The sequence below is a fragment of the Candidatus Thermodiscus eudorianus genome, assembly GCA_015521085.1.
GTDB lineage: Archaea > Thermoproteota > Thermoprotei_A > Sulfolobales > Acidilobaceae > Thermodiscus > Thermodiscus eudorianus.
Map to the genome: position 1 here is coordinate 56,594 of WAOW01000002.1, position 21,054 is coordinate 77,647.

Annotated in this window: 23 protein-coding genes; 13 read left to right on the forward strand and 10 right to left on the reverse strand. The window is 53.0% G+C overall.

Annotated features, from left to right (window positions below; translation table 11 throughout):
• Window positions 1–23 precede the first annotated feature (23 nt).
• Window positions 24–830 (forward strand): methyltransferase domain-containing protein, encoded by an 807-nt coding sequence (locus tag F7C38_00915; GenBank protein MCE4600114.1) that lies wholly within the window; start codon window positions 24–26, stop codon window positions 828–830.
• A gap of 82 nt (window positions 831–912) precedes the next feature.
• Here the strand turns inward: F7C38_00915 and F7C38_00920 are convergent, their stop codons facing one another.
• Together F7C38_00920 and F7C38_00925 are read right to left on the reverse strand one after the other, a co-directional pair.
• Entirely contained in the window at window positions 913–1,590 is a 678-nt protein-coding gene (locus F7C38_00920; GenBank protein ID MCE4600115.1) for an ABC transporter ATP-binding protein, read from the reverse strand.
• A gap of 16 nt (window positions 1,591–1,606) precedes the next feature.
• A complete protein-coding gene (locus F7C38_00925) occupies window positions 1,607–3,874 on the reverse strand; it encodes an ABC transporter permease (protein ID MCE4600116.1) in 2,268 nt (755 codons plus the stop codon).
• Window positions 3,875–4,129: 255 nt separating this feature from the next.
• Here F7C38_00925 and F7C38_00930 point away from each other — a divergent pair, with 255 nt between their 5' ends.
• Complete coding sequence (locus F7C38_00930; protein ID MCE4600117.1) at window positions 4,130–4,678, forward strand: hypothetical protein; 549 nt, start codon at window positions 4,130–4,132, stop codon at window positions 4,676–4,678.
• 16 nt (window positions 4,679–4,694) lie between these two features.
• The gene (locus F7C38_00935; GenBank protein MCE4600118.1) at window positions 4,695–5,909 is read left to right on the forward strand and encodes a thiolase family protein; all 1,215 of its coding nucleotides are present in this window, start codon (window positions 4,695–4,697) and stop codon (window positions 5,907–5,909) included.
• 3 nt (window positions 5,910–5,912) lie between these two features.
• On the opposite strand, the gene F7C38_00940 is transcribed toward F7C38_00935, so the two are convergent.
• Window positions 5,913–6,341 carry a hypothetical protein gene (locus tag F7C38_00940; GenBank protein ID MCE4600119.1) on the reverse strand — a complete coding sequence of 143 codons (429 nt, stop codon included), beginning with the start codon at window positions 6,339–6,341 and terminating at the stop codon, window positions 5,913–5,915.
• 111 nt (window positions 6,342–6,452) lie between these two features.
• Between F7C38_00940 and F7C38_00945 the strand changes: the two genes are divergently transcribed.
• Window positions 6,453–6,800 carry a hypothetical protein gene (locus tag F7C38_00945; GenBank protein ID MCE4600120.1) on the forward strand — a complete coding sequence of 116 codons (348 nt, stop codon included), beginning with the start codon at window positions 6,453–6,455 and terminating at the stop codon, window positions 6,798–6,800.
• A 4-nt stretch (window positions 6,801–6,804) separates the two neighbouring features.
• Here F7C38_00945 and F7C38_00950 read toward each other — a convergent pair whose 3' ends face one another.
• Window positions 6,805–7,104, reverse strand: a complete 300-nt coding sequence (locus F7C38_00950; GenBank protein ID MCE4600121.1) for a ribbon-helix-helix domain-containing protein — start codon at window positions 7,102–7,104, stop codon at window positions 6,805–6,807.
• A gap of 122 nt (window positions 7,105–7,226) precedes the next feature.
• On the opposite strand from F7C38_00950, the gene F7C38_00955 reads away from it, so the two are divergent.
• A complete protein-coding gene (locus tag F7C38_00955) occupies window positions 7,227–7,847 on the forward strand; it encodes a ZPR1 zinc finger domain-containing protein (protein ID MCE4600122.1) in 621 nt (206 codons plus the stop codon).
• 6 nt (window positions 7,848–7,853) lie between these two features.
• On the opposite strand, the gene F7C38_00960 is transcribed toward F7C38_00955, so the two are convergent.
• Complete coding sequence (locus tag F7C38_00960) at window positions 7,854–8,393, reverse strand: Hsp20/alpha crystallin family protein (protein ID MCE4600123.1); 540 nt, start codon at window positions 8,391–8,393, stop codon at window positions 7,854–7,856.
• Window positions 8,394–8,521: 128 nt separating this feature from the next.
• Here F7C38_00960 and F7C38_00965 point away from each other — a divergent pair, with 128 nt between their 5' ends.
• Window positions 8,522–9,895, forward strand: a complete 1,374-nt coding sequence (locus F7C38_00965) for a geranylgeranyl reductase family protein (protein ID MCE4600124.1) — start codon at window positions 8,522–8,524, stop codon at window positions 9,893–9,895.
• Here the strand turns inward: F7C38_00965 and F7C38_00970 are convergent.
• Window positions 9,885–10,442: a GNAT family N-acetyltransferase gene (locus F7C38_00970; GenBank protein MCE4600125.1), complete on the reverse strand. Its 558-nt coding sequence runs from the start codon at window positions 10,440–10,442 to the stop codon at window positions 9,885–9,887. The two genes, F7C38_00965 and F7C38_00970, sit on opposite strands and share 11 nt — an antisense overlap.
• Window positions 10,443–10,519: 77 nt before the next feature.
• On the opposite strand from F7C38_00970, the gene coaBC reads away from it, so the two are divergent.
• The 4 genes from coaBC to F7C38_00990 are packed head-to-tail and all read left to right on the forward strand — an operon-like array spanning window position 10,520 to window position 14,224.
• Window positions 10,520–11,776, forward strand: coding sequence for a bifunctional phosphopantothenoylcysteine decarboxylase/phosphopantothenate--cysteine ligase CoaBC (gene coaBC, locus F7C38_00975; protein MCE4600126.1), 1,257 nt, complete (start codon window positions 10,520–10,522; stop codon window positions 11,774–11,776).
• Window positions 11,773–12,609, forward strand: coding sequence for an NAD+ synthase (locus F7C38_00980; GenBank protein MCE4600127.1), 837 nt, complete (start codon window positions 11,773–11,775; stop codon window positions 12,607–12,609). The genes coaBC and F7C38_00980 overlap by 4 nt, the downstream gene beginning before the upstream one ends.
• On the forward strand, window positions 12,606–13,448 hold the full coding sequence (locus F7C38_00985; GenBank protein ID MCE4600128.1) for a hypothetical protein: 843 nt from the start codon (window positions 12,606–12,608) through the stop codon (window positions 13,446–13,448). Before F7C38_00980 ends, F7C38_00985 begins: the two co-directional genes overlap by 4 nt.
• An 11-nt stretch (window positions 13,449–13,459) precedes the next feature.
• Window positions 13,460–14,224: a phosphopantothenate/pantothenate synthetase gene (locus F7C38_00990; protein ID MCE4600129.1), complete on the forward strand. Its 765-nt coding sequence runs from the start codon at window positions 13,460–13,462 to the stop codon at window positions 14,222–14,224.
• Here F7C38_00990 and F7C38_00995 read toward each other — a convergent pair.
• Window positions 14,183–14,839, reverse strand: coding sequence for a hypothetical protein (locus F7C38_00995; GenBank protein MCE4600130.1), 657 nt, complete (start codon window positions 14,837–14,839; stop codon window positions 14,183–14,185). The two genes, F7C38_00990 and F7C38_00995, sit on opposite strands and share 42 nt — an antisense overlap.
• 153 nt (window positions 14,840–14,992) lie before the next feature.
• Between F7C38_00995 and F7C38_01000 the strand changes: the two genes are divergently transcribed.
• From F7C38_01000 to F7C38_01010, 3 genes are all read left to right on the forward strand, one after another.
• Window positions 14,993–15,757, forward strand: a complete 765-nt coding sequence (locus F7C38_01000; GenBank protein MCE4600131.1) for an ABC transporter ATP-binding protein — start codon at window positions 14,993–14,995, stop codon at window positions 15,755–15,757.
• A gap of 103 nt (window positions 15,758–15,860) precedes the next feature.
• On the forward strand, window positions 15,861–16,637 hold the full coding sequence (locus F7C38_01005; protein ID MCE4600132.1) for a 3-oxoacyl-ACP reductase FabG: 777 nt from the start codon (window positions 15,861–15,863) through the stop codon (window positions 16,635–16,637).
• 12 nt (window positions 16,638–16,649) lie between these two features.
• A complete protein-coding gene (locus F7C38_01010) occupies window positions 16,650–17,633 on the forward strand; it encodes an alcohol dehydrogenase catalytic domain-containing protein (GenBank protein ID MCE4600133.1) in 984 nt (327 codons plus the stop codon).
• Between the two features lie 6 nt (window positions 17,634–17,639).
• On the opposite strand, the gene F7C38_01015 is transcribed toward F7C38_01010, so the two are convergent.
• The 3 genes from F7C38_01015 to F7C38_01025 are packed head-to-tail and all read right to left on the reverse strand — an operon-like array spanning window position 17,640 to window position 21,036.
• A complete protein-coding gene (locus F7C38_01015; GenBank protein MCE4600134.1) occupies window positions 17,640–18,536 on the reverse strand; it encodes an ABC transporter permease in 897 nt (298 codons plus the stop codon).
• Entirely contained in the window at window positions 18,536–19,555 is a 1,020-nt protein-coding gene (locus F7C38_01020; protein MCE4600135.1) for an ABC transporter permease, read from the reverse strand. Before F7C38_01020 ends, F7C38_01015 begins: the two co-directional genes overlap by 1 nt.
• A complete protein-coding gene (locus F7C38_01025; GenBank protein ID MCE4600136.1) occupies window positions 19,552–21,036 on the reverse strand; it encodes an ABC transporter ATP-binding protein in 1,485 nt (494 codons plus the stop codon). The genes F7C38_01020 and F7C38_01025 overlap by 4 nt, the downstream gene beginning before the upstream one ends.
• Window positions 21,037–21,054: the final 18 nt, after the last annotated feature.

Below are 21,054 nucleotides of genomic sequence, written 5' to 3' on the forward strand. Positions count from 1 at the left end.
GATAGGGTCCTGGGCTGGTACTTATGGAACAGGCGGGTGGCTGGATTAGCGAGTTCTTCATAAGTAGAGGATGGCTCTTCGGGCATGTACTACGGGCGCGTAGGGAGCATGGCGTGGAGGAGGCCCGCCTCATTGCCAGGCTCCTAGAAGAACACGGGGTCCCTCGGGGTTCCCGCGTGATAGACTTGGGGTGTGGTAGTGGAAGGATAAGCGTCCCCTTGGCCAGAGAAGGCTATAGGGTGACATGCCTTGACATATCCCCCAAGTACGTCGAGGAGGCGTTAGAATACGCCAGGACTATGGGAGTGGAGGACCGCGTCGATGGGATAGTTGGTGATGCCTGGAGGGTCGACGAGCTGGTTAAGGGAAGCTATGACGCGGCTCTCATAGTCTGGACTACGCTCTTAGGATATAGGGAGTCGCCGGAGGCCGACGTCGAGCTACTATCGAGGATACGTAGGATAACGAGTCCAGAGGGCAAACTCTTCATACTAAGGCAAACGGACAGAGACCTAATAGTAGCTAGGAACGCCCATTGCGGAACGGATGTAATCGCAGGAGACCTCGGGGACCTGCTAGTCATGGAGAGGCCTCGCTTCGACCCCGTAACCTCCATCCTGGAGAACACCTGGGCGTACTACAGGAAGAGAGGCGACGAACTCGAATTCCTGGGCAAATCAAGCTTCCGGATGAGAATATACAGTATATCGGAGCTAGTAGACATGGCCTCCAGAGCCGGCTGGAGGCTCGAAGCCCTCTATGGAAACCTCAATCGAGACCCATTCATTCCCGGTCGTACTAGCGTTAACGCGGTCTTCAAGACGTCTTAATCAACCTGTAATACTGGTTGGATAGGCCGGGTTTAAACCAGGTTATTGCTCTGTAATTGCTATATCGTACAGTAGCCTTGGATTATGCTTCAACAATTCTCCCATCGCGTATTCTAACGATCCTGTCGGCCTTCGAGGCGAGTGCTAGATCGTGTGTTGCATAGACTACTGTTTTCCCTAGTCTATTGGCTTCCACAAGTAGCTCTATGACCCTTGTCTTATTCTTTGTGTCGAGGTTAGCGGTCGGCTCGTCAGCTAGGATGATTGGCGGGTCGGCGGCCAGGGCTCTGGCTATTGCAACCCTCTGCTGCTCTCCCCCGCTTAGCTGCGAGGGGTACTTGTCTCTCTTATCGAGCATTCCGACCAGGTCTAGGAGCCTCTCAGCCCTCTCAACCCTCTCATTCTTATTCCAGAGCCCTGCCAGTTCCATAGGCAGCATGACATTTTCGATAACTGTGAGAGAGGGGACGAGGTGGTAGAACTGGAATACTATACCGATATTCCTCCTTCTCCACTTCGCTCTACCCGATTCACCCATGTCGGAGAGGCTTGCCCCGTTGACTATGACCCTCCCACGGCTTGGCAGTTCAATCCCGCCGGAGAGGTAAATCATTGTAGTCTTACCGCTCCCACTGGGGCCTAGTACTGCTACTAGCTCGCCCTCGCCTATCTCCAGGGTTACATCCTGGAGTGCAGTGTACTCTGCTCCCCCAGGAGTCCTATAGACTTTCCATACGTTCTCAAACTCGATTATACCCATAACCAAAACACACCTCCTACAACTCTATCCTCAAGAGCCTCCCTGTGGACTGCCTTCTCAGGTATAGTAGTCCAATGAGAAATGTGGCTAGAAGGGAGGGGATCAGGATCCAAGAAGCGCTAGCCACGTCGCCAAGGGCGGGCCTAGGCCTAACATAGCCTAGAGCGTCTATCATTAACCGGAGCATAGAGGATGATATGATGAGGCCTGAAAGGTAGGATAGAGGGGCCGCTATTACAGCGGTGAATGCGACGAGCGCGATCTCTGATAAGACTATCTGCGTGTTAGTGAACCCTATAGCCCTTAATACGCCAATCTCCCTTAACCTGCCTGCTAGGTCAACTACTAGAAGCACTGACAGTCCAGTTATGCCTACTAGGAGAGTTGCACCATTGATGATCGAGAGGAAGATCTTCATGAAGTCAAGAGTGTTGTCGATGGCCTTGATAGACTTGTCCTTAGTGTACGGGCCGGAAGCGGGGATTCCATCTTCAATAAGCGAGTCTACAACACGCGAGCCCACGCTCTTAGCGTTGCCCTCAACGTCTACATAGAGATATAGGTATGGCGTATTAGCTACCGCCAGATAGTCTCCCTTATTAACATACATCACCATGCCGTTATTGTTATGATCTAAAGCCACGCCTACCACGGTAAACGTATAGGTACCATTCAATCCCTCAACTACAAGATCGTCGCCAACACCTACCCCCAGCACCTCAGCAACAGTCTCGCTAACGACCGCCTCCCCCCGTTCCATGGGCCAGTGGCCATACGATAGTTTGGGGCCAAGGCTCCAGTTCCCATAGACGCAGCTTTCAAACGCTAGATCTCGCTCCCCTGCTCTAACAGCCCTCCACTTGAACCCCCATACCTCGGCCTGGCGAACCCCACTCATTTTCAAGGCCATGTTCACAATCGAGTCCAGAGGCTCATCTCCAGCCGCGAATACGATTCGCGCATCATAACCATAGTTTATGATCTCGTCCTTAACAACGCTTAAACCCCGAGTGCTCATAGGAATTGAGGCGGTTGACCCCCAGGTCACGGCGAGGAATAGTATAAGAAACGCGGCTAGCCATGGCCTGGAAGCGGCCCGTCTAATCGAGTACACGAGCGTAAGCCGGCCCTTCATCCACTGCAGCCCAGCCCTTCCGGTAAGGCCTGTGAAGCGTAGCGCCCTACCTCCCGGTAGCTTATAGGCTATAAGGGGAGGTATGAGGCTGGCCGTTATGATTAGGCCGAGGCCTATGAATGCCGTTTCACCTAATACGCTCCAGCTGACCCGGAAGGGGTAGATTCGCATGAGTAGTTCCATGACCTCGGAGCCGTGCGCTTGATGGGCCCCCATCTCTACTAGCTTCTTTGAGACAGGGATTGACGCTATCAAACCTAGTGCAACGCCTATAACGCCTCTCAGTATATTGTGGCCCGCGTAATATAGTACGGCTCCCTTGTAGTCTACCCCAACAGCCTTCAGAACCCCGATCTCGCGTATATTCCTCTCTATGAGGCTAGCCTCGCTACCGGCAACTAACAGGCTAGCGGCTATCAGGGCTATTGAGATGAATACTGCGATGCCGTTTGCCATGCTCTTCATAGGCCTGGCCGCTGGATTATCCTTCTCGGTCTGGATCGTGATGTCCTGGATGCTCCCGCCGTGGGCCTCGATGATACTGCGTATTTTCGCGGCGAGATCTCCCGTATCTGCCTCTGGCGCGACGACAAGTAGAAAGTCTACGGGTTTCCTTCCAGTCATTTCCAAGAATTGTTTTTCAGTTATTATAGTCACGTCGGCACCGCCCATAAAGACCGATATACCCTTGGCCATTCCGGTAACGGTTATGTCACCGAGCCCCTGAACCATTAGATGCTCGCCAGGCATTACGAGAGGCTTGTTCCCAGTCGTGTAGACTATGAAGCCCCTCCTGCCTTGTTCTAGCCTATAGCTAGCAGGAGCGTCTCCATCCGGGTTATGGAGTAGGACGACGCTGATTGGAGTCCCGTTAAAGTATCCAGGCGCATTCACTGCTTCCAGGAGCTTGACCCTCTCAACGCTTTCCAACCCGGAGATATCGGCTACAACGTTACCAGGTATATCTCCAGCGACGACTACCGAGCCTAGCTCATAGACCCAGGCTTTCCCGGCAAGATCTATGCTATAGGAGGCTGCTAGTTTTATCGAGGAGATCCCTAGGATGGCGGTTGCTATGACTAGTACTATTGCTATCGTTTCTAGTTTTCTCTTACTGAGTGTGCGCGTCGCCGTCTTAGCTATAAGCATGTATGGCTACCTCTCGTTTCTCGATCTAGCTAAATGCTATGTCTAACTCCAATGTATTTATTTCTATCCATTAAATGTATACAAGGGTTCTATGGGTCTCCAAGCGTATCGTAATCGTGGTATATATTCTGCTATAAACACTAGATTTGCTAGCGTCTGCTCGGTAGGGTTCGAGGCCCCCGGGGGTTGGGGATTATGACTGATCGCGGTGGCATAGTAGGGACGATCGCAAGCATTGTAGCGGGATTCTTGATAATGTATGTTCTAGTAGTTGTGTACGGGCACGGTGTAGAGGTGGCTTTCTCTCCCCCCACTATTTATATCATGGCTACTCTGGTCGTCACCGGTCTATTCGCACTGTGGGGGTACTGGAGCTATGCCTCTGTAGCTAGGTGGCATATGAGGAGGCTCTCTCCCATAGCGCTTGCGCTTGGGGCAATAGCCGTCGTGGTAGGTGGCTTTATAGATCCGTTGGTTGGAGGCGCTCTTATTGTTATAGCTTACCTGGTCGAGTTGGCTGTGGGGCTCAAGCTCTACCATGATTTTAAGAGGGAGAGCCGTATTGGAGCTGGACTCTTTTTGGCTGGGGTCGCGGTGTTCATGTTGTTCCTGCCATTCGCAGTATTATTTAGGGGCGCGGCGCTGGTCTCCTTGGTAGGCGATGTGGTAAAAGTCATAGGATTGTTTATTATATTAATTAATATGATTAAAAAGGAGGGAGGGTCCCCCTTAACACCTACAGAAACCCATGCTATTACACGGCACATTAATCCTAATATTATCCCTTACAAGCAATACCTATAACACGGTGTTATACTAGTTGGCTAACGAAGGGGCTAAAGCACATAGGTTGTCCAAGGAAGTCTACATAGTAGACGGGGTCCGGACCCCCATAGGGAAATTCGGGAAGAGCCTGCGGGACATACCGGCCGTAGAGCTGGCTTCATTCACCATAAAGAAACTCATCGAGAGGACTAGCATAGACCCCAATCAGATAGACCATGTGATATTCGGCCACGTAATCCGAGCTGGCACAGGCATGAATACAGCGAGGCAGGCCGCGATAAAGGCCGGCATACCATACCCAATCGACGCTACAACAGTCGACATGGTCTGTGCCAGCGGTATGAAGGCCATTATAGATGCAGCACAGTTCATAGAATCGGGGGCCTTCGATATAGTACTGGCTGGCGGCATGGAGTCGATGAGCAATGCACCCTTCACTATAACAAGTAAGATCAGGTGGGGTGTGAAACTCGTCTACAAGGGATTCCTCCCGGTAAGGGATTCGATGGTCCACGAGGGACTCTATGACCCAATATTCGACATGATCATGGGGGAGGAAGCCGACGACACGGCTAGGGAGCATGGGGCAACAAAGGAGGAGCTGGATTGGATAGGATTCGAGAGCCATAGAAGAGCCGCAGAGGCGTGGGACAAAGGCTATATGAAGAGGTTCGTAGAGCCTTTCGAGTACAAGGGCAGGGTTCTGCTCGAAATGGATGAGGGGATAAGAAGAGACACAAGCCTAGAAAAGGTGAAGAGGCTACCACCAGCCTTTTCGGAGAACGGCTTCCACACGGCAGCGACTAGCAGCCAGCTAAGCGATGGAGCGGCAAGCCTGCTAATCGCGGGTCGTGACAAGGTGAAGGAGCTCGGCCTAAAGCCTATCGCCAAGATAGTTGGATGGGGCGTGGGAGCCGTTGATCCCAGGCGATTCCCCTATGCGCCCGTGGTTGTCGTGAGGGAACTCCTTAAGGAGCTGAGATGGGGTGTAGGAGATGTTGATTACTGGGAGAATAACGAGGCCTTTGCGGTTAACAGCTTCCTACTCCATAAACACCTGGGTGTCCCCTACGAGAAGATGAACGTTCATGGCGGTGCTATAGCGTTAGGGCATCCCCTCGGAATGAGCGGCGCCAGGATAACCCTTGAACTGGCTAACGTGCTTTCTCTCCATAATGGTAGGAGGGGTATAGCCAGCATCTGCCACGGGCTCGGGGGAGCGGCTGCTCTAGCAATCGAGTTATTATAAAAATTATATTTTTAATAATATTTTTGTCGGGATTCCATTCTCGTATACAACATCAAGCACCAATCCAACATCCCCCAATCCTTCTAACGCCTTAACCTCGCTTAGAACACTTTCCAGGGCCGCAATCATAGCCTTCAGCCGGCTAACCGTATATTCCAGCACTTCAAGCTCTTGGCTAGGTGTCGGGTTCACGAGGAGCTTGGCCCCCGCTAGTCCAGCCTCAAACATACTAGGACTATGGCTTACTTGTGGCGATGCGAGGAGGCTACTGAGTTTATCCAGGATATCCGCTTTTTCACGGAGGGAGTCAATTCTACCCTCAAGTTCCTTTAAACGACTCCTTGCACCGGCTATTCTAGCCTCTAGATCATCGATGAACTCTGAGGGCTTAGTATATGACTTAAACTCGATGGCAACATTGTCACTCGGCACATCCAATCACCATTTGCCGTGTAAGAGCGCTTCTAGCAGTAGTGTCTGTTCGATCGGGGTTATTAGGGAGTCAAACCCCGGATACCTCAACTGGCTAAGGGGAGCGTCTAGTTGGAGAGGGACCCGGTTGCCATTGCCCTGCGGATGGCTGAGTCGTTCGAGTCCGAGTTAAAAGCATTCATATACGATAACCGGTTGATAGACTCTAGGATCGTCCAGAGATTAATAGCCCTGTCGGGCTACGATAGCTATGTGAAGCGCTTTGCCAAAGACCATATTATAGTGTTCTACTTGGACCCAGCTGTCGTCAGGAAGAAGTGCCTCTATGAGGAGTGTAGCGAGGCTGGAAGCGACGGCGCGAGAGAGTGCCTAGAACGCTGTATTATGGAGTCTCTAGGCGAGATTTCCAGAGGATTAGCTTCATCCATAAGGGAACTAGCCGGGAGCATCGAGACCTAATAAATCAAGCATTATTAAGAATTTTATTGCATAGGTTTTTCAATGCTTTCATAGAAGCACACTCTTCCCTCTCAGCTAACGCGCCATTTACAGCTTCACAGCCACCACCTTCTATGAACTCAACAACCGCCATAACCGCCTCTCTAATAAAGGCACTCCTCGTTAGGCCTGTCGACGATAACAGGCTATCTATCTTGGATAGGTCTCGTTGACTGACCTTAGCGGTAATAGTCTTGTTCCTCGACACTCCATCAATGTAAGCTAGAGGAGAACCGTAATCTCTCCTATCACCCGCCCCAGTCACCCCCAAGTCACACCCCCGCAGGATCATCGTCTATATAGCTGGTACCGGGGCACCGCACGGAATATAAGCTCTATAAGCACTTATCGAACGCTTCCCTCTTATATACAACCCCGGGGGTTGCTATGGCTGGCGATAAGCCTAACGGAGACCTAGCAAAGATATTCGACAGCGTCAAAGAGCCGATACTCCTATACGAGGGCACGGTAACGTGTCCTGTATGCGGTAAGCGCACCCTCAAGCTACGGGAGTACCTATACGAGGTACCATACTTCGGCCGGATAATAATATCCACCGGCAAATGCTCCAACTGCAACTATACATACAGGGACGTGAGGCTCGCAGAGACGACGAAGCCAAAAAAGATAGTAGTCCCGGTTGAAGGCGAGCGTCCCCTGCGATGGCTGCTCGTCAAATCGGCCTATGCATACCTCTCTATACCCGAAGTGGGATATGAGATGATACCGGGTCCAGCAAGCCAAGGCTTCATAAGTACTGTCGAAGGCGTACTGCATAGATTCATGGAGGCGCTTGAAGTCGCTTGCAAGGGCAGATGGGACGTCGATAAGAGTTGCAGAGAGAACAAGAAGTGGCTTGAAGAGGCTATAAACGGTAGAAGAAGGTTCACCCTAGTCATCTGTGACTACGAGGGTGCGAGCAAGGTCGTCGGCGATAGAGTTATCGAGGCTCCGCTAGACGAGGAGTGTCTTAGAAAGAAACCCGAGTGGATGGTTGGGAGATTATAGTATCTTCTACTCTATCTTTATCTCCTTGCCTTCCATCTCTTCCTTCTTGCTCTTCTTCTTCAGCCTTATTTCGAGGACTCCGTTTCTATAGGAGGCTTTTGCCGTGTCGGGATCTACTTCTACCGGGAGCTCGACTTCTTTATAGTATTTCCTGCTGTTTTCCGCCTTTATTATGACTTTTTTCTCGGTGGCCTTCACCTTTATCTTTTCTTTGTCGACTCCTGGGAGCTCGGCTATAACCCATACCTCGTCGTCATCGGCTTCCATTACATCGACTAGTGGCTCTATCTCCTCTCTTAGAACTGGTTTATCGCCTCTAACCTTTACGTTCCCGAACTCTCTTATCCGGGGGACCCCATCTGGGCCTATGGTTATCTTGACGCCGTAGATGAGTGGTTTACCCTCGGCGCTGAGCCTCTCTATATCTCTTGTAAATGTCTCTCTTACTAGGCTACGGAACATCTCCTCTATCCTGGAGAACTCCTCGAATATGTCCTCAAATATATCGTCGAAGTAGTCCCTCTTCCTCCTCCTGAACCAGCTCATACGCGCCTCACCAAATAGCTATAGGAGTAGTTACCTAGAGTTTAATTTCCTTTGGAAAGAGATGTACATGGATGTAGATTTATTTTGGGATGGACGGTAGCTCCTTTTGCCACGGAGTGGTGGTACAGGTGAAGACGCTAGATTATGACGTTGTTATAGTCGGGTTAGGGCCAGCAGGTTCTTCTCTCGCATACCATCTCCGGAAGAGTGGCCTGAGGGTTGCAGGTATAGACCTCGTCGACTGGAGCGGGATATGGGGGAAACCCTGCGGAGATGCCATAGGGGAGCATCATTTCCATGAAAACAAGATGCCTTTGCCCACTGGAGATGCATTGGCCAATAGGGTCGAAGGCATAGACGTCTATAGTCCCAGCGAGGAAGTAAGGCTGAGGGTAAAAGGCACGGGCTTCATGATAAACAGGAACGCATACGGTACAATGATCCTCAAGGAAGCAGAGAAGTCGGGCGTCGACCTATACCTGGAGACATACGTTCGAGGCCCCCGCATGGAGGGTTCGAAGCTAGTAGGGGTGAGGGCTGCAAGTAGTAAGGGCGAGGAGCTGGAGTTTCGGGGTAAGGTCATCGTGGATGCTACCGGCACGAGCGGGGTTCTACGCAGAAGACTGCCGGAAGAGTGGCCTGTTAACGAGCGCCTGAAACCCGTTGACATGAATGTAGCCTACAGGAGGATAGTGCGTCTAGCTAGAGAGATAGAAGACCCAAATTACATAAGGATCTACGTCAACATGAGCATAGCGCCAGGAGGATACTGGTGGCTCTTCCCGAAGAGCGAACATGTAGCCAATATAGGCCTGGGAGTGCAAGGGGGGCGCGGTCACCCCCATCCCAAATCCATATATGATAACGTGCTCATGAAGAGGCCCGACGTGGGTAGCCAAGTAGAAGTCTATGCAGACGCTGGGGCGGCGGTGCCCACTAGGCGGCCAGCCAACACGCTAGTCTGGGATAACTTCATAGGCATAGGCGACAACGGGTTCACCGTTAACCCGGTTCACGGAGGCGGCATGGGATATGCTATGAACGCGGCCTACCATGCTTCCAAGGCCATAATTGAGGCTTTCACCCAGGGCGACTTTACAAGGTATGGCCCCCTCTGGCAAACCAATCTAGGCTATATGAAGGGGATCGGGGCCAAGCAGGCCAGCCTCGACATATTCAGGATCTACCTACAGGAGTTGACCGACGAGGAGATAGAATGGGCGTTGAAGAACGGTATAATGCGGGCCGAGGACGCCTACGAGACCAGCGTCACTGGCGACCTCAAAGCAAACCTCTCAATCCTGGACAAGGCACGTATGCTAGTACGCCTGCTAGGCCGGCCCTCCATGCTACAACAACTAGTCACAGTCTCCAGATACATGAAGAAGGCCAAGGAACTCTACCTCAGCTATCCCGAAAACCCAGACGGCCTCGAAGAATGGGTTGCAAGGGTCACGAAACTATACACGGAATACAAGGAGAGGATAGGCGTTAACTGGTAAGGGGTGCAAGCCTCAACACCATTACGTACGCGTCCTCTCCATCCCTATAATAAAAGGGTATCCTCCTGACAACTCTGAAACCGAATTTCTCGTAAAGCCTTATGGCCGGCGTATTGGACACCCTAACCTCAAGGAAGAGTGAATCGGCCTTGTAATAGTCCCTCACAGCGTTAATAGTCTCCGAGAGCAGGGCTGACCCAATTCCTCGGCCCCTGTACTCTCGTAAAACGGCTATCGATACCAGGTGCCCAACCTTCCTCGGTTCAAGCCATCCCTTTACAATAGGTTGCCCCTCATCGTCTACTAGGCCCAGCAGTAGGGGATCGCCGGTCTCCTCGATGCGCGACATTGCATAACCAACTATCACGCCCCCGTACTCCGCAACTAGGAAAGCATAGGGCCAGTTGGACAGAATATGCTCGTAGAACCCGTACCAGTAGTTCTCTGGGAGACTCTTTAGGTTAACGGCCATGACCGCCGGTATATCCTCCTTGGATGCACGCCTTATGACTAAGCTGGCGGGTCCGCTGGAGTGAATGGTCTCCAAACCTCCTACACCAAGTTATTTGACCTATACAACAAAGGGTTATATCCAGGAATGTATAGCTGATGGGATGATGAGTAATGGGTAGACCGCTACTGGGGCATCCATCAAAGTCGATCACGGGAACCGTAAACGATTACCTAGCGGGTAGGTGTATAATCCTAGGCTTGACGGGAAGCGTCTCCTTATACAAGTCAATAGATGCGGCCCGCTGGCTCATGAGGCGTGGAGCATGGATTATACCGGTAATGACTCGGCCCGCCGCCAGCCTGGTAGACCCGATGCTCTTGCAGTGGGCGACGGGGGAGAGGCCCATAGTAGAGTTAACCGGGGAGGTCGAGCACATACAACTCTCCAAAGGATGCGACGCCATGCTAGTGGCTCCTGCAACACTCTCGACCATGTCTAAGATAGCATACGGTGTTGCAGACAACCCAGTAGCCCTAACAGCTATAGCTATGAGAGGGGAGGATAAGCCTGTAATGATAGTACCCGCCATGCATCAGAACATGATGGATTCACCGGTCTACGCGGAGGTCGTTGACAGGCTAACTAGCATGGGGTACGTGGTAATGCCTCCTCGGGTCGAGGAGGGTATAGCAAAGTATCCCGATACCTGGGTGGTAGCTAGGACGGCGGCCGCACTAGCCTCTAGGGGAAGGGACCTTGTTGGCGAGAGAGTGTTGGTTACGGCTGGCGCGACGCGTGAGTGGATAGATCCGACTAGGTTCCTCAGCAACCCGAGCAGTGGTAGAATGGGTATAGAACTAGCTATAGAGGCTTGGGCCAGGGGCGCGAGGGTCTCACTAGTCTACGGCCATGTAGAACACGTAATCCCGCATATGGTGGAAGCGCATAGGGTCTCTACCACCGAGGAGATGGCCAAGGCAGTTAGAGAGTTGGTTAGCGAGGGACGTTTCAACTATCTCATAGCGGCTGCAGCACCAGCCGACTATAGGAGCAAGAGGAGGTGGGGTGAGAAGCTGAGGAGCGGTATTAAGGATTTAACCCTAGAGCTAGAGGGAACCCCTAAGGTTATCGAGGGCCTAGCTGAAAGGGTTGATGTACTGGTCGCGTTCGCCGCAGAGACGGCTAGGGGCGTCGAGGACCTCTATAGAGCTGCATTAGACAAGATGAACAAGTACGGAGCCTCTATCGTAGTGGCTAATAACGTCGGTAGTTCAGAGGCCGGGTTCGCATCCGAGTATTTAGACGCTCTATTATTATGGAAGACGAATTCGACTATCGCGAAAGAGTATATAGGGAGGATAGACAAGGAGATACTATCGAGGACAATACTCGACCTAGCCAAAAACATCAAGGAGGGTGGCCTATGACCAGGAGAGTCACGCTAGAGGAGGTCGTTAGGCTCGACTACAATAGAGTAGCTCAAGCTATAGGAGAGTTCCTCAACTCCAAGCTCGAAGAGGCAGGAGCTAAAGGCTACGTTGTAGGGCTTAGCGGCGGGGTCGACTCCGCCACTGCATTCGCCTTAGCAGTGAAATTCGTCGGTAGAGACAGGGTTCTTCCCCTTATAATGCCGGACACTGAGGTAACCCCCCAGGAGGATGTGGAGGATGCAAAAGATCTCGCAAGCCTATTCGGCGCCACCCCGCATGTGATCAACATAACACCCATAGTCGCCGTCTACAAGTCTACTATACCAGTATATGAAGGCGAGGAACTCGATAAGGTTCCTCTAGGAAATCTCAGGGCTAGAATACGCATGTCACTACTCTACTACTACGCGAATAAGCTGAACAGGCTTGTCCTAGGGACAGGGGATAGGAGCGAGATCCTGATAGGCTACTTCACAAAGTACGGAGACGGCGGGGTGGATGTGCTCCCAATAGGTATACTCTACAAGAACCAGGTCAGGAGGCTAGCCAAGAACCTAGGCGTACCCGATAAGATCGCGTTTAAACCAAGTAGCCCAAGGTTATGGCCGGGTCAGACGGCTGAGGGAGAGCTAGGCGTGAGCTATGAGGAGGTGGACCTAGTACTTTACTCGATCTTCGACCTAGGCCTCGACCCCAGGGAGGTCCCATCGGCGACAGGCGTGCCCGAAGCAGTGGTTTCGAGGGTAATGGAGCTTCATAGGAAGTCCGAGCATAAGAGGGTCCCTCCGCCATCCCCGCCCCTCGACATCGTAGCGGAGGCTAGGATATGAGGCCTGGAACCTGGTGCGCTGACTCGCCCCACCACATAACCAGCATCTTCGTCCCGGTAAGGAAAGCCGGGTACATGGATTCGGGATCCATAGGTGTAGGTGTGAGCATCGAGCCAAGACTAAGAGCATGTCTCTCAGGAGACTCTCTCCGCTACCCTAGCACGGTATCACGCGTCATCCGACTATACGGTCTTGAAGAAGCCAATATCACGCTTACAATACACATGCCTCTGCCTCCCGCAGTGGGCTACGCTGTAAGCGCGGCCTCTGCAGTCGCTGCATCGCTAATTATAGGAAGGATAAGGGGCCGCGGCTATAGAGAGGCGTTACAAGTCGCTCACTTGGCAGATATAATGGAGGAGACAGGGCTAGGCGATGTACTAGCGATATCCTGTGGCGTGGGCATCGTTTACAGGAGGAAGCCTGGGGGACCCGGCATTGGAGAGGTCGAGTGCCTGCAACTTCCAGGGACCCTCTCGTTAGTCTCCATAGATACAGGGATAATGAGCACGGGCACTATGTTAAAGACCCTGGATAGCAAGGTATACGGGCTCGCGGAAAGAGCGCTTAGGAGAATAGACAGGGACTTCACGGTTGAATCCTTCATTTACTGGAGCGAGAGGTTCTCACGGGAATCCGGGTTCTTGAAGGCGGCATTGGCGGGTAGAGAGGTCCCCAAGTTGCCAGGTCAGGTCGGGGTTTACGGGAAGAAACGCGTGGTCCTGTTCTTTGTAGAGCGTGAATGGGTAGGCGACGCCGTAAGCGTCTTGGAGAGTCATGGCTTCGAGCCAAGGATTTTAGGAGTCTCCGCGAGCCCACCAGGTATCTGGTGGAGCTGACAGTGCCTGGCATAGACATACCTCCAAGCCATCCCCGGTATAAGTCACTCATGATAAGGGAGAGGCTCGTGGAGGGCTTCCGCAGGGGCCTAGTCGTCCCGGAGGGCCTAATAGCCCATGGAAGGGGAGAAGCCTTCGACTATATACTTGGAGAGGAGAGCCATGATTTCGCCCTGGAAGCCGAGAGAGCCACGGTAGCCCGCCTATTGCTAGCGGAGAGCCCTGTTATATCAGTCAACGGTAACTATGCGGCACTCGCGGCGGAGGAGATCGCCGAGCTAGCTCGCCTGACGGGGGCACGGGTCGAGGTCAACCTGTTCTATAGGACTGAGGAGCGGGTTCGCGCGATCCACAAGTACCTGGAGGGGTATGGAGTGCCGAACCTTCTCTCTCCCGACTGCGAGAAAACACATGTCCCCGGGCTAGAGAGCGCTCGTGGGATAGTCTGTAGAGACGGTATCGCTAGGGCCGACTTCGTGTTACTTGCCATAGAGGATGGCGATAGGACTGAGGCCTTAAAGTCATGGGGCAAGATCGTCTCCGCAATAGACCTGAATCCATTCAGTCGGACCGCTCAGAGGGCCGATATCACTATAGTGGACGAGGCTATACGTGCTACACGCAACATGGTAAGGATCGCGAGGGGACTCAGAGGGTCGCCTAGAAGCGAGTTGGAGGGTATAGTAGCAGGGTACGATAATAGGCTTGTTCTCTCGAAGGCGTTTAAAGCAATGCTAGAGAGGCTCGCTACCGCCTCTTCTAAGGGCGTCCTCTAGCTCCGGGGACACCATCCTCCTGGGCTTACCCCTACCACTAGCCCTACTCGTTACTAATTCCGCGAGCTCAAGTATCGACTCTGCCATGGCTATCTCATCGGCCAGCTCATCGGGGTAGTCGGCCTTAGCGCGTTCGAGGAACTCGACTAGCAGAGGCAACTCGTGGAACGCGAACCGCCTCATCCTATCCCTTTCAACAGCAGACATCCGAGAGCGCCTGGATAACCGTGTTAGCGTATCCAGTAACGACTGCGGGTCCAGGGAGTAGAACTGTATCCTAAGCATCCTGACTCTGGGGTCTTCGGGGTCGGGCTCCGGCCTGCCCTCCCACTCCCTTAGAACCTCCTCGATCGAATACCTGTCTATGATGTTCCACCAGTGCTGGTTGCTAGACCTATAACTTGTCTCTATAACGCCGTACTCTCTCTCAAGCCTAACTAGCAGAGGAGATGGATTATAGTCTACGCCCATCTCCTTGAGTACCCTCTTCAAGTCCCTATAGCTGAAGTCGCCTAGGGCATGGGGGGGCCTGGTCCTCCGGGCGGCTTCGATAATGGCCTTTAACACGATATAGCCCTTCTCTCCGTAGCGGGCGACGAACTCCGCAAGGGTCAACTCAACGGCCCCCAGTTATCGGGTCTCCTGGCCTCTTATCCCGTTTAGCATTTACAGCTCTAACATCGCCTTATAACGAGTTCACATCATGGATTCCGCTTTTAGTTCCCGTGGACAAGACTCTACAAGGAGGGCGTGGCAGGGAAGAATAGCATGGCACGCGAGATAGGTGATTATGCCGTAGTGGTTGAAGGCATTGTTAAGAGGGTTAAGGGTAGAATCATACTACGTGGTATTACCATGAGGGTCCCTCGGGGCTCGGTCTTCGTCCTGGCAGGCCCCAATGGAAGCGGGAAGACCACTACTATCAGGACAGTGTTAGGATTGTATCGGGCGGACGAGGGCTCGATTGAAGTGTTAGGCTCGACTCCGGGATCAAATGATTGGAAGAGGGTTCAGTCTAGGATAGGATATCTACCGGAAGACGCCGAGCCCTACGAGAGGCTCTCCGGTTACGAGAACCTTCTATTCTACGCGAGGCTCTACGCTAGGGGAAAGGAGGACTTATCCTCACGTTACCTGGAGAATGCCATCGCGATATCAGGTTTATCAAGGGAAGAATTGGCGAGGCGGGCCGGCGATTATAGTAAGGGTATGAAGAGGAGGCTTCTCTTAGCTACCGCCCTTATGCATGATCCCGAGCTCGCCGTACTCGACGAGCCGACTACGGGTCTCGACGTGTTCTCGGCGTACAGGATAAGGGGGTTGATAAAGGAATTGGCCGGTAGGGGTAAGACTGTTATAGTGACTACTCACAATATGTTTGAGGCCCAGGTAATAGCTGACTACGTAGCCTTCATTGTCGAGGGAACTGTGATATTCTCTGGAAGGGTCTCCGACGCCATGAGAACCTTTGCTGCAGGTAATCTCGAAGAGGCGTTTATCAGGGCGGCGGGCCGTAAAGCCCCGAATCACTAGGATCGTGAGTGCACCCGGCTAGAGCCTGCTTTCACTAATTATGATACCATGCTAAATACGGGACTTTCCCATGGATAGTATACTGACGTGTTGGTGTGGCTAAATGGAGAGAATAGCCCTGGTGACAGGAGGTAGCCGCGGTCTGGGGCGAGCTATCGCGGTGGAACTCGCCAAGGAGGGCCACTATGTTATCGTTAACTATAGGAAGAGGGCCTCAGAGGCTGAGGAAACTCTTAGGATGATAAGGAGGGAGGGTTCCGATGGGCTTATGATCCAAGCCGATGTCTCCGACCCCTCGCAGGTTAGATCGATGTTCGACAGGATCAGGAGCGAGGCTGGGGACGTCGATGTCCTAATCAACAATGCTGGCTGGGGCCTTCTATCCCCCGTAGAGTCCATGAGCGATGAATTATGGCGAAGGCATATTGCTGTGAACCTTGACGGCGTCTTCTATACTACCAGGGAGGTTATACCCTACATGGTTGGTAAGAGATGGGGTAGAATCGTGAATATAACAAGCATAGCCGGGTTGAAGGGACTGCGCTGGCTCGCCGCGTATAGCGCCGCGAAAGCTGGTGTTATAGGGTTCACGAGAGCCCTAGCCCAGGAGCTAGCCCATACCGGCATTACAGTAAATGCAGTCGCGGTGGGCTTTGCGAGGACTGATATGGGCTTGAGCTTCTTCAAGGCCACCGGGATAAGCATCGAAGAGTTCACAGAGAGATACACGTTGACAGGTTCGCTTGTAGAGCCCTATGAGGTAGGTAGACTAGTAGCGTTTCTAGCCAGCGACGCGGCCTCGAACATAACGGGCCAGGTATACGTTATAGACTCCGGGCAGAGCCTTGCCATAGACTACAAGGGCCTCATGAAACAGTGAGGGACCCTCAAGATGAAGGCTGCAGTACTCTTTGGGCCAAGGGATCTACGCCTAGTCGAGGTCGACACTCCCCGTCCACCCGCCGGATGGGCCCTGATCGAGGCCAAAGCCGTCGGGATCTGTGGCACCGACAAAGCCTTCTATACGGGTAGTTACCCCCTTTTCAAGACTCCACTCATACCGGGCCACGAAGTGTCGGGAGTAGTGGTTGAGGGTCCCTCCGAGCTGTTGGGGGAAAGAGTTGTCAGCGAGATAAACTTTGCTTGTAGACAGTGTAGAGTGTGCCAGGCGGGCCTCTACACTCACTGCCCCAATAGGAGGACACTAGGTATAGACTTCGACGGCGGCATGGCAGAGTACTTCATAGCGCCAACATGGGCGTTGCACAGGCACCGGCTTCCCCACGATATAGCTTTCGCCGCTGAGCCCCTTGCAGCGGTTGTAAACATGGTTAGACAGCGTCCCCCGGAGCCAGGCGATCTCATAGGAGTTATAGGATCGGGTTTTATCTCGTGGCTCACAGCTAACCTGCTGAGGATGCTAGGGCACGACCCCGTCATTATAGTACGGCGTGGAAGCATGAAGGCAAACCTCTTTGAAAGGGCTGGCTTCCGCGTCGTGCAGGTCGAGGAGGCCTCTAGGCTGGGCCGAGAAGAGTCAAGCCTCGGGCTTGGGTTCGATTACATCGTTGAAGCGACCGGCTCTAACTCGGGTTTGAGAGCGGCCGTGGAACTTGTTAGGCCGAGGGGCGTGATTCATTTGAAGAGCACGCCGGGCGGCGTAGCGAGCTTTCCTCAGACTGTGAGCGTTGTAAAGGAGGTTAGAGTCATAGGGACCCGCTGTGGTGATTGGCGGGATTTCAAACTTGCCCTCAGCATTCTATCCAGGAGCCTAGTCTCGGTACCCGTTACAGCTAGATACCCGCTTGATGAGGTTGACAAGGCCTTTGCTAAGAGCTTGGAGGGCGATTCTTTTAGGGTAGTTGTCACGCCCTAGGATCCTCTACTCTTTGGCGTAAGGCCTGCCGAGTGCTCTAGGGGCTACTGCTCTCTTTGCCGTAGCGGTTATTGCTAGGAGCGTTACAATATATGGTATGGTGTTGATTAAGTATGCGCCAGCCGTGGTACCCCTTACTATGGTATAATATCTGGCCAGTGCGTCGCTGAATCCGAAGACGAAGGCGCCTAAGAGGGCGAAGAGCGGGTTCCACCCGCTAAACGCCACGTCTGCTAGTGCTATGAAGCCTCTGCCAGCGCTCATTAGCTTGACGAAACTCCCTATGTAGTCGACACTGAGGAAGGCTCCGGCAAGCCCTGCTAAGCCACCGCCTATAATGGTCGCTGCGAGCCTGGTTCTGGTAACGCTTATTCCTAGCGCTTCTGCGCTTCTGGGATCGTCTCCTACAGCCTTTATCTTCAAGCCGAGCCTCGTCTTCTCAAGGACATACCAGGCTGTTACTCCCACTGCGACTGCCAGGATGAACGCATAGCTTACTCTCTGTCCCATGATTATGAATCCTGGTGGCCGTATGTTTAGGGGCGGGCTTTGCCCGTAGTTCCCCCAAACGGCTTTTGTTAGAATGGCAGTTAGCCCGGCTGCCGCCATGTTGAGGCCTACCCCCGCTATTATCTGGTCTCCTTTGAGGTTCACGCTTATGACGCCGTGTATGAGGCCGAGTACGGCGCCCATCAGCAGGCCCGCTAGGTATCCAGCTACGATGCTGCCAGTCTCTATACCGATATAGGCTCCGATCCATGCTGATAGCAGGAGTATTCCCTCTAGGCCTATGTTGACTACGCCGCTCTTCTCGGCTATGATCTCGCCTACCGCGACTAGTGCTATGGGGGTCATGGCGGAGAGGCTTATGATTAGGGTTATAGTTGCATCCTCTATTAGCACTACTTCCACCCCTTTACCCGCCTGTAGATTATTCTGAAGGCTTCTGGCGCGGCTAGCGCGATGACTATTATCCCTATCGCGGTATCTGCGGCTTCCTTCGGCACCCCGTAGAGTGGTTCGACTAGCTGGCTCCCGGCTAGGAGGGTTGAGAATAGGAAGCTGGCGAGAAGTATGCCTAGCGGGTCGTTCCTTCCCATCAAGGCTACTCCTATGCCGTTGAACCCGTACCCTCTAACTGTGCCTCCGAGTACGTCTATGCTGTAGGAGTAGCCTAGTATGTGGATTGAGCCCGCGAGGCCTGCTAGTCCTCCGGCCAGGAGCATTGAGAGTATCCTGTAGTACCTCGTGTTGACTCCTCTTTCTCTGCATGCGTTTTCATTGGCTCCGGAGAATCTGAGGAGTATCCCTTGTCTGGTCATCCGGATGAATACAAACATGAGAATAGAGGTCAGGGCGGATACTAGGATCGTTAGGGGGATGCCCCCTATGTGGGGGAGCCTGGCTTGCGGTGGCACCTGGATCGTCCTCTGGGGGTACACTGGGTCTGCCAGGTAGACTATGATCGCGTATAGTAGTGTCCAGTATACGATCCAGTTCAGCATTATAGTGCTCAGTACCTCGTTGACGTTAAGGTATACTCTGAGGATCCCTGCGAATCCTGTCAATAGGAGTCCAGTGAGAACTCCGACTATAAGTGATAATAGGAGGTTTCCGGTCTCTATTGCGGTCCAGAGCGCTGCTAAGGCGCCTATGTAGAGGCTCCCCTCGGCGCCTATGTTGAACAGGCCTGCATATAACGGTATACTGAACGCCATCGCAGTCAACGTCAATACAGCGGTGTACTCGGCGACCATGTCGGGTAGCTTCTCCCATGAGAGCAGCATTGTCTTCAGCATCCCGGTAGCGGGCGCCCCTGTGTACGTGGCTACTATCACTATGGAGGCTAGTCCTATTAGCAAGGCTATAGTTACCAGTACCACCTCTGAGGCTATCCTCCCGGCTAGGTCTCCCGGCTTCATCCTCCCCCACCCATCAAGACACCCAGTCTCTCGGGTGTTGCTTCTTCCCTTGCAAGTTCTCCGGAGACGCGTCCTTTGTAGAGGACGATTATCCTGTCGCTTACTTCGAGGATCTCGTCGAGGTCGCTGCTGACCAGGATCACCGCGGCTCCCTTGCTCGCGTATTCGACCAGGAGGTTCCTAACGTATCTGGTAGTCGCCACGTCAAGTCCCCGCGTGGGGTTCACAGCCACTATAACCCTGGGCTTCAAGTACAGCTGGCTCCCGACGAGAAGCTTCTGCTGGTTACCCCCGCTGAGCGTCGCTACGGGAGCCCATGGACTCTTTGCAACAATCTTGAATGCGTCTCTTATCTCGGCGTATAGCCTCGATAGCATGGTAGGCGGCATAAACGAGGGACCCTCGTGTGCGTATACCAGGAAGGCTAAGTTCTCGGCGATGCTGAACCAGGAAACGAGGGCTTTCGTTCTGTCGCCGGGCACGTATGCGCCTCCACGTGCTAGGAAGTCGGAGGGACCCTGCACTCTCTTGTCCAGCAGCTCGACGGTACCGGCCTCCGGCTCGATGACGCCTAGAATGGAGTATACCAGCTCCTCCTGACCATTGCCTTCTACACCTGCAACCCCCAGTATCTCCCCCTCCCTAACCTCTAGCTCTTCTATCGCTAGCTGGATCCTTTTTCTAGCCCGTAAGGATTTGATCTTGACGATGGGCTTGCCTATTTTCCTCTCGGTCCTCCGGGCAGGCTGGGGTATCTCTCCTACCATCAGCCTGGCTAGTTCCTCCCGGGTAAGGGATTCTCTGGGTACCTCGCTGGCGACCACTCTGCCCTTTCTAAGTACAGTTACTATATCGGCGATTCTCTCAATCTCTGGGAGCCTGTGGGTTATGTATACTATAGCTACTCCGTTCGTCTTCATTCTGTCGATTGCTTTGAAGAGCCCCTCTACTTCTAGTGGCGTTAGGTTTGTTGTGGGCTCGTCTAGTATCATCACTCTGCTCCCTGCTGCCAGGCTTCTAACGATCTCGGCCCTCTGTAGTACACCTATAGGCGAGTCTTCTACCCTGCTATCTAGCGGTATGTGGAATCCGGTTACCTCCTCGGCCCTCTTGAGTCGTTCCTGCCTCTCCTCTGGGGGTATCCCCGCGCTGTCGAAGTAAAGGTCTATGTTTTCGCCTATAGTCAGCGTGGGGACCATCCTGGGATGCTGGTATATCATTGCTATCCCTTTTCTTATCGCGTCTATGGGCGTGTGGAATCTAACCGGCTCCCCATCGACGTAGATTTCTCCCCGGCTCGGCTTTATCTCGCCGTAGAGTATTCTCATGAGTGTCGTCTTACCGGCTCCGTTTTCTCCGAGGAGTGCGTGCACCATGCCCCGGTAAAGTCTTAGCGAGACGCCATCGAGAGCCTTAACACCATCAGGGTATACCTTTACTATATTTTTCATCTCTACTATCGGCGTCTCGACGCTCTCCAAGACAATCGTCCCGGCCCT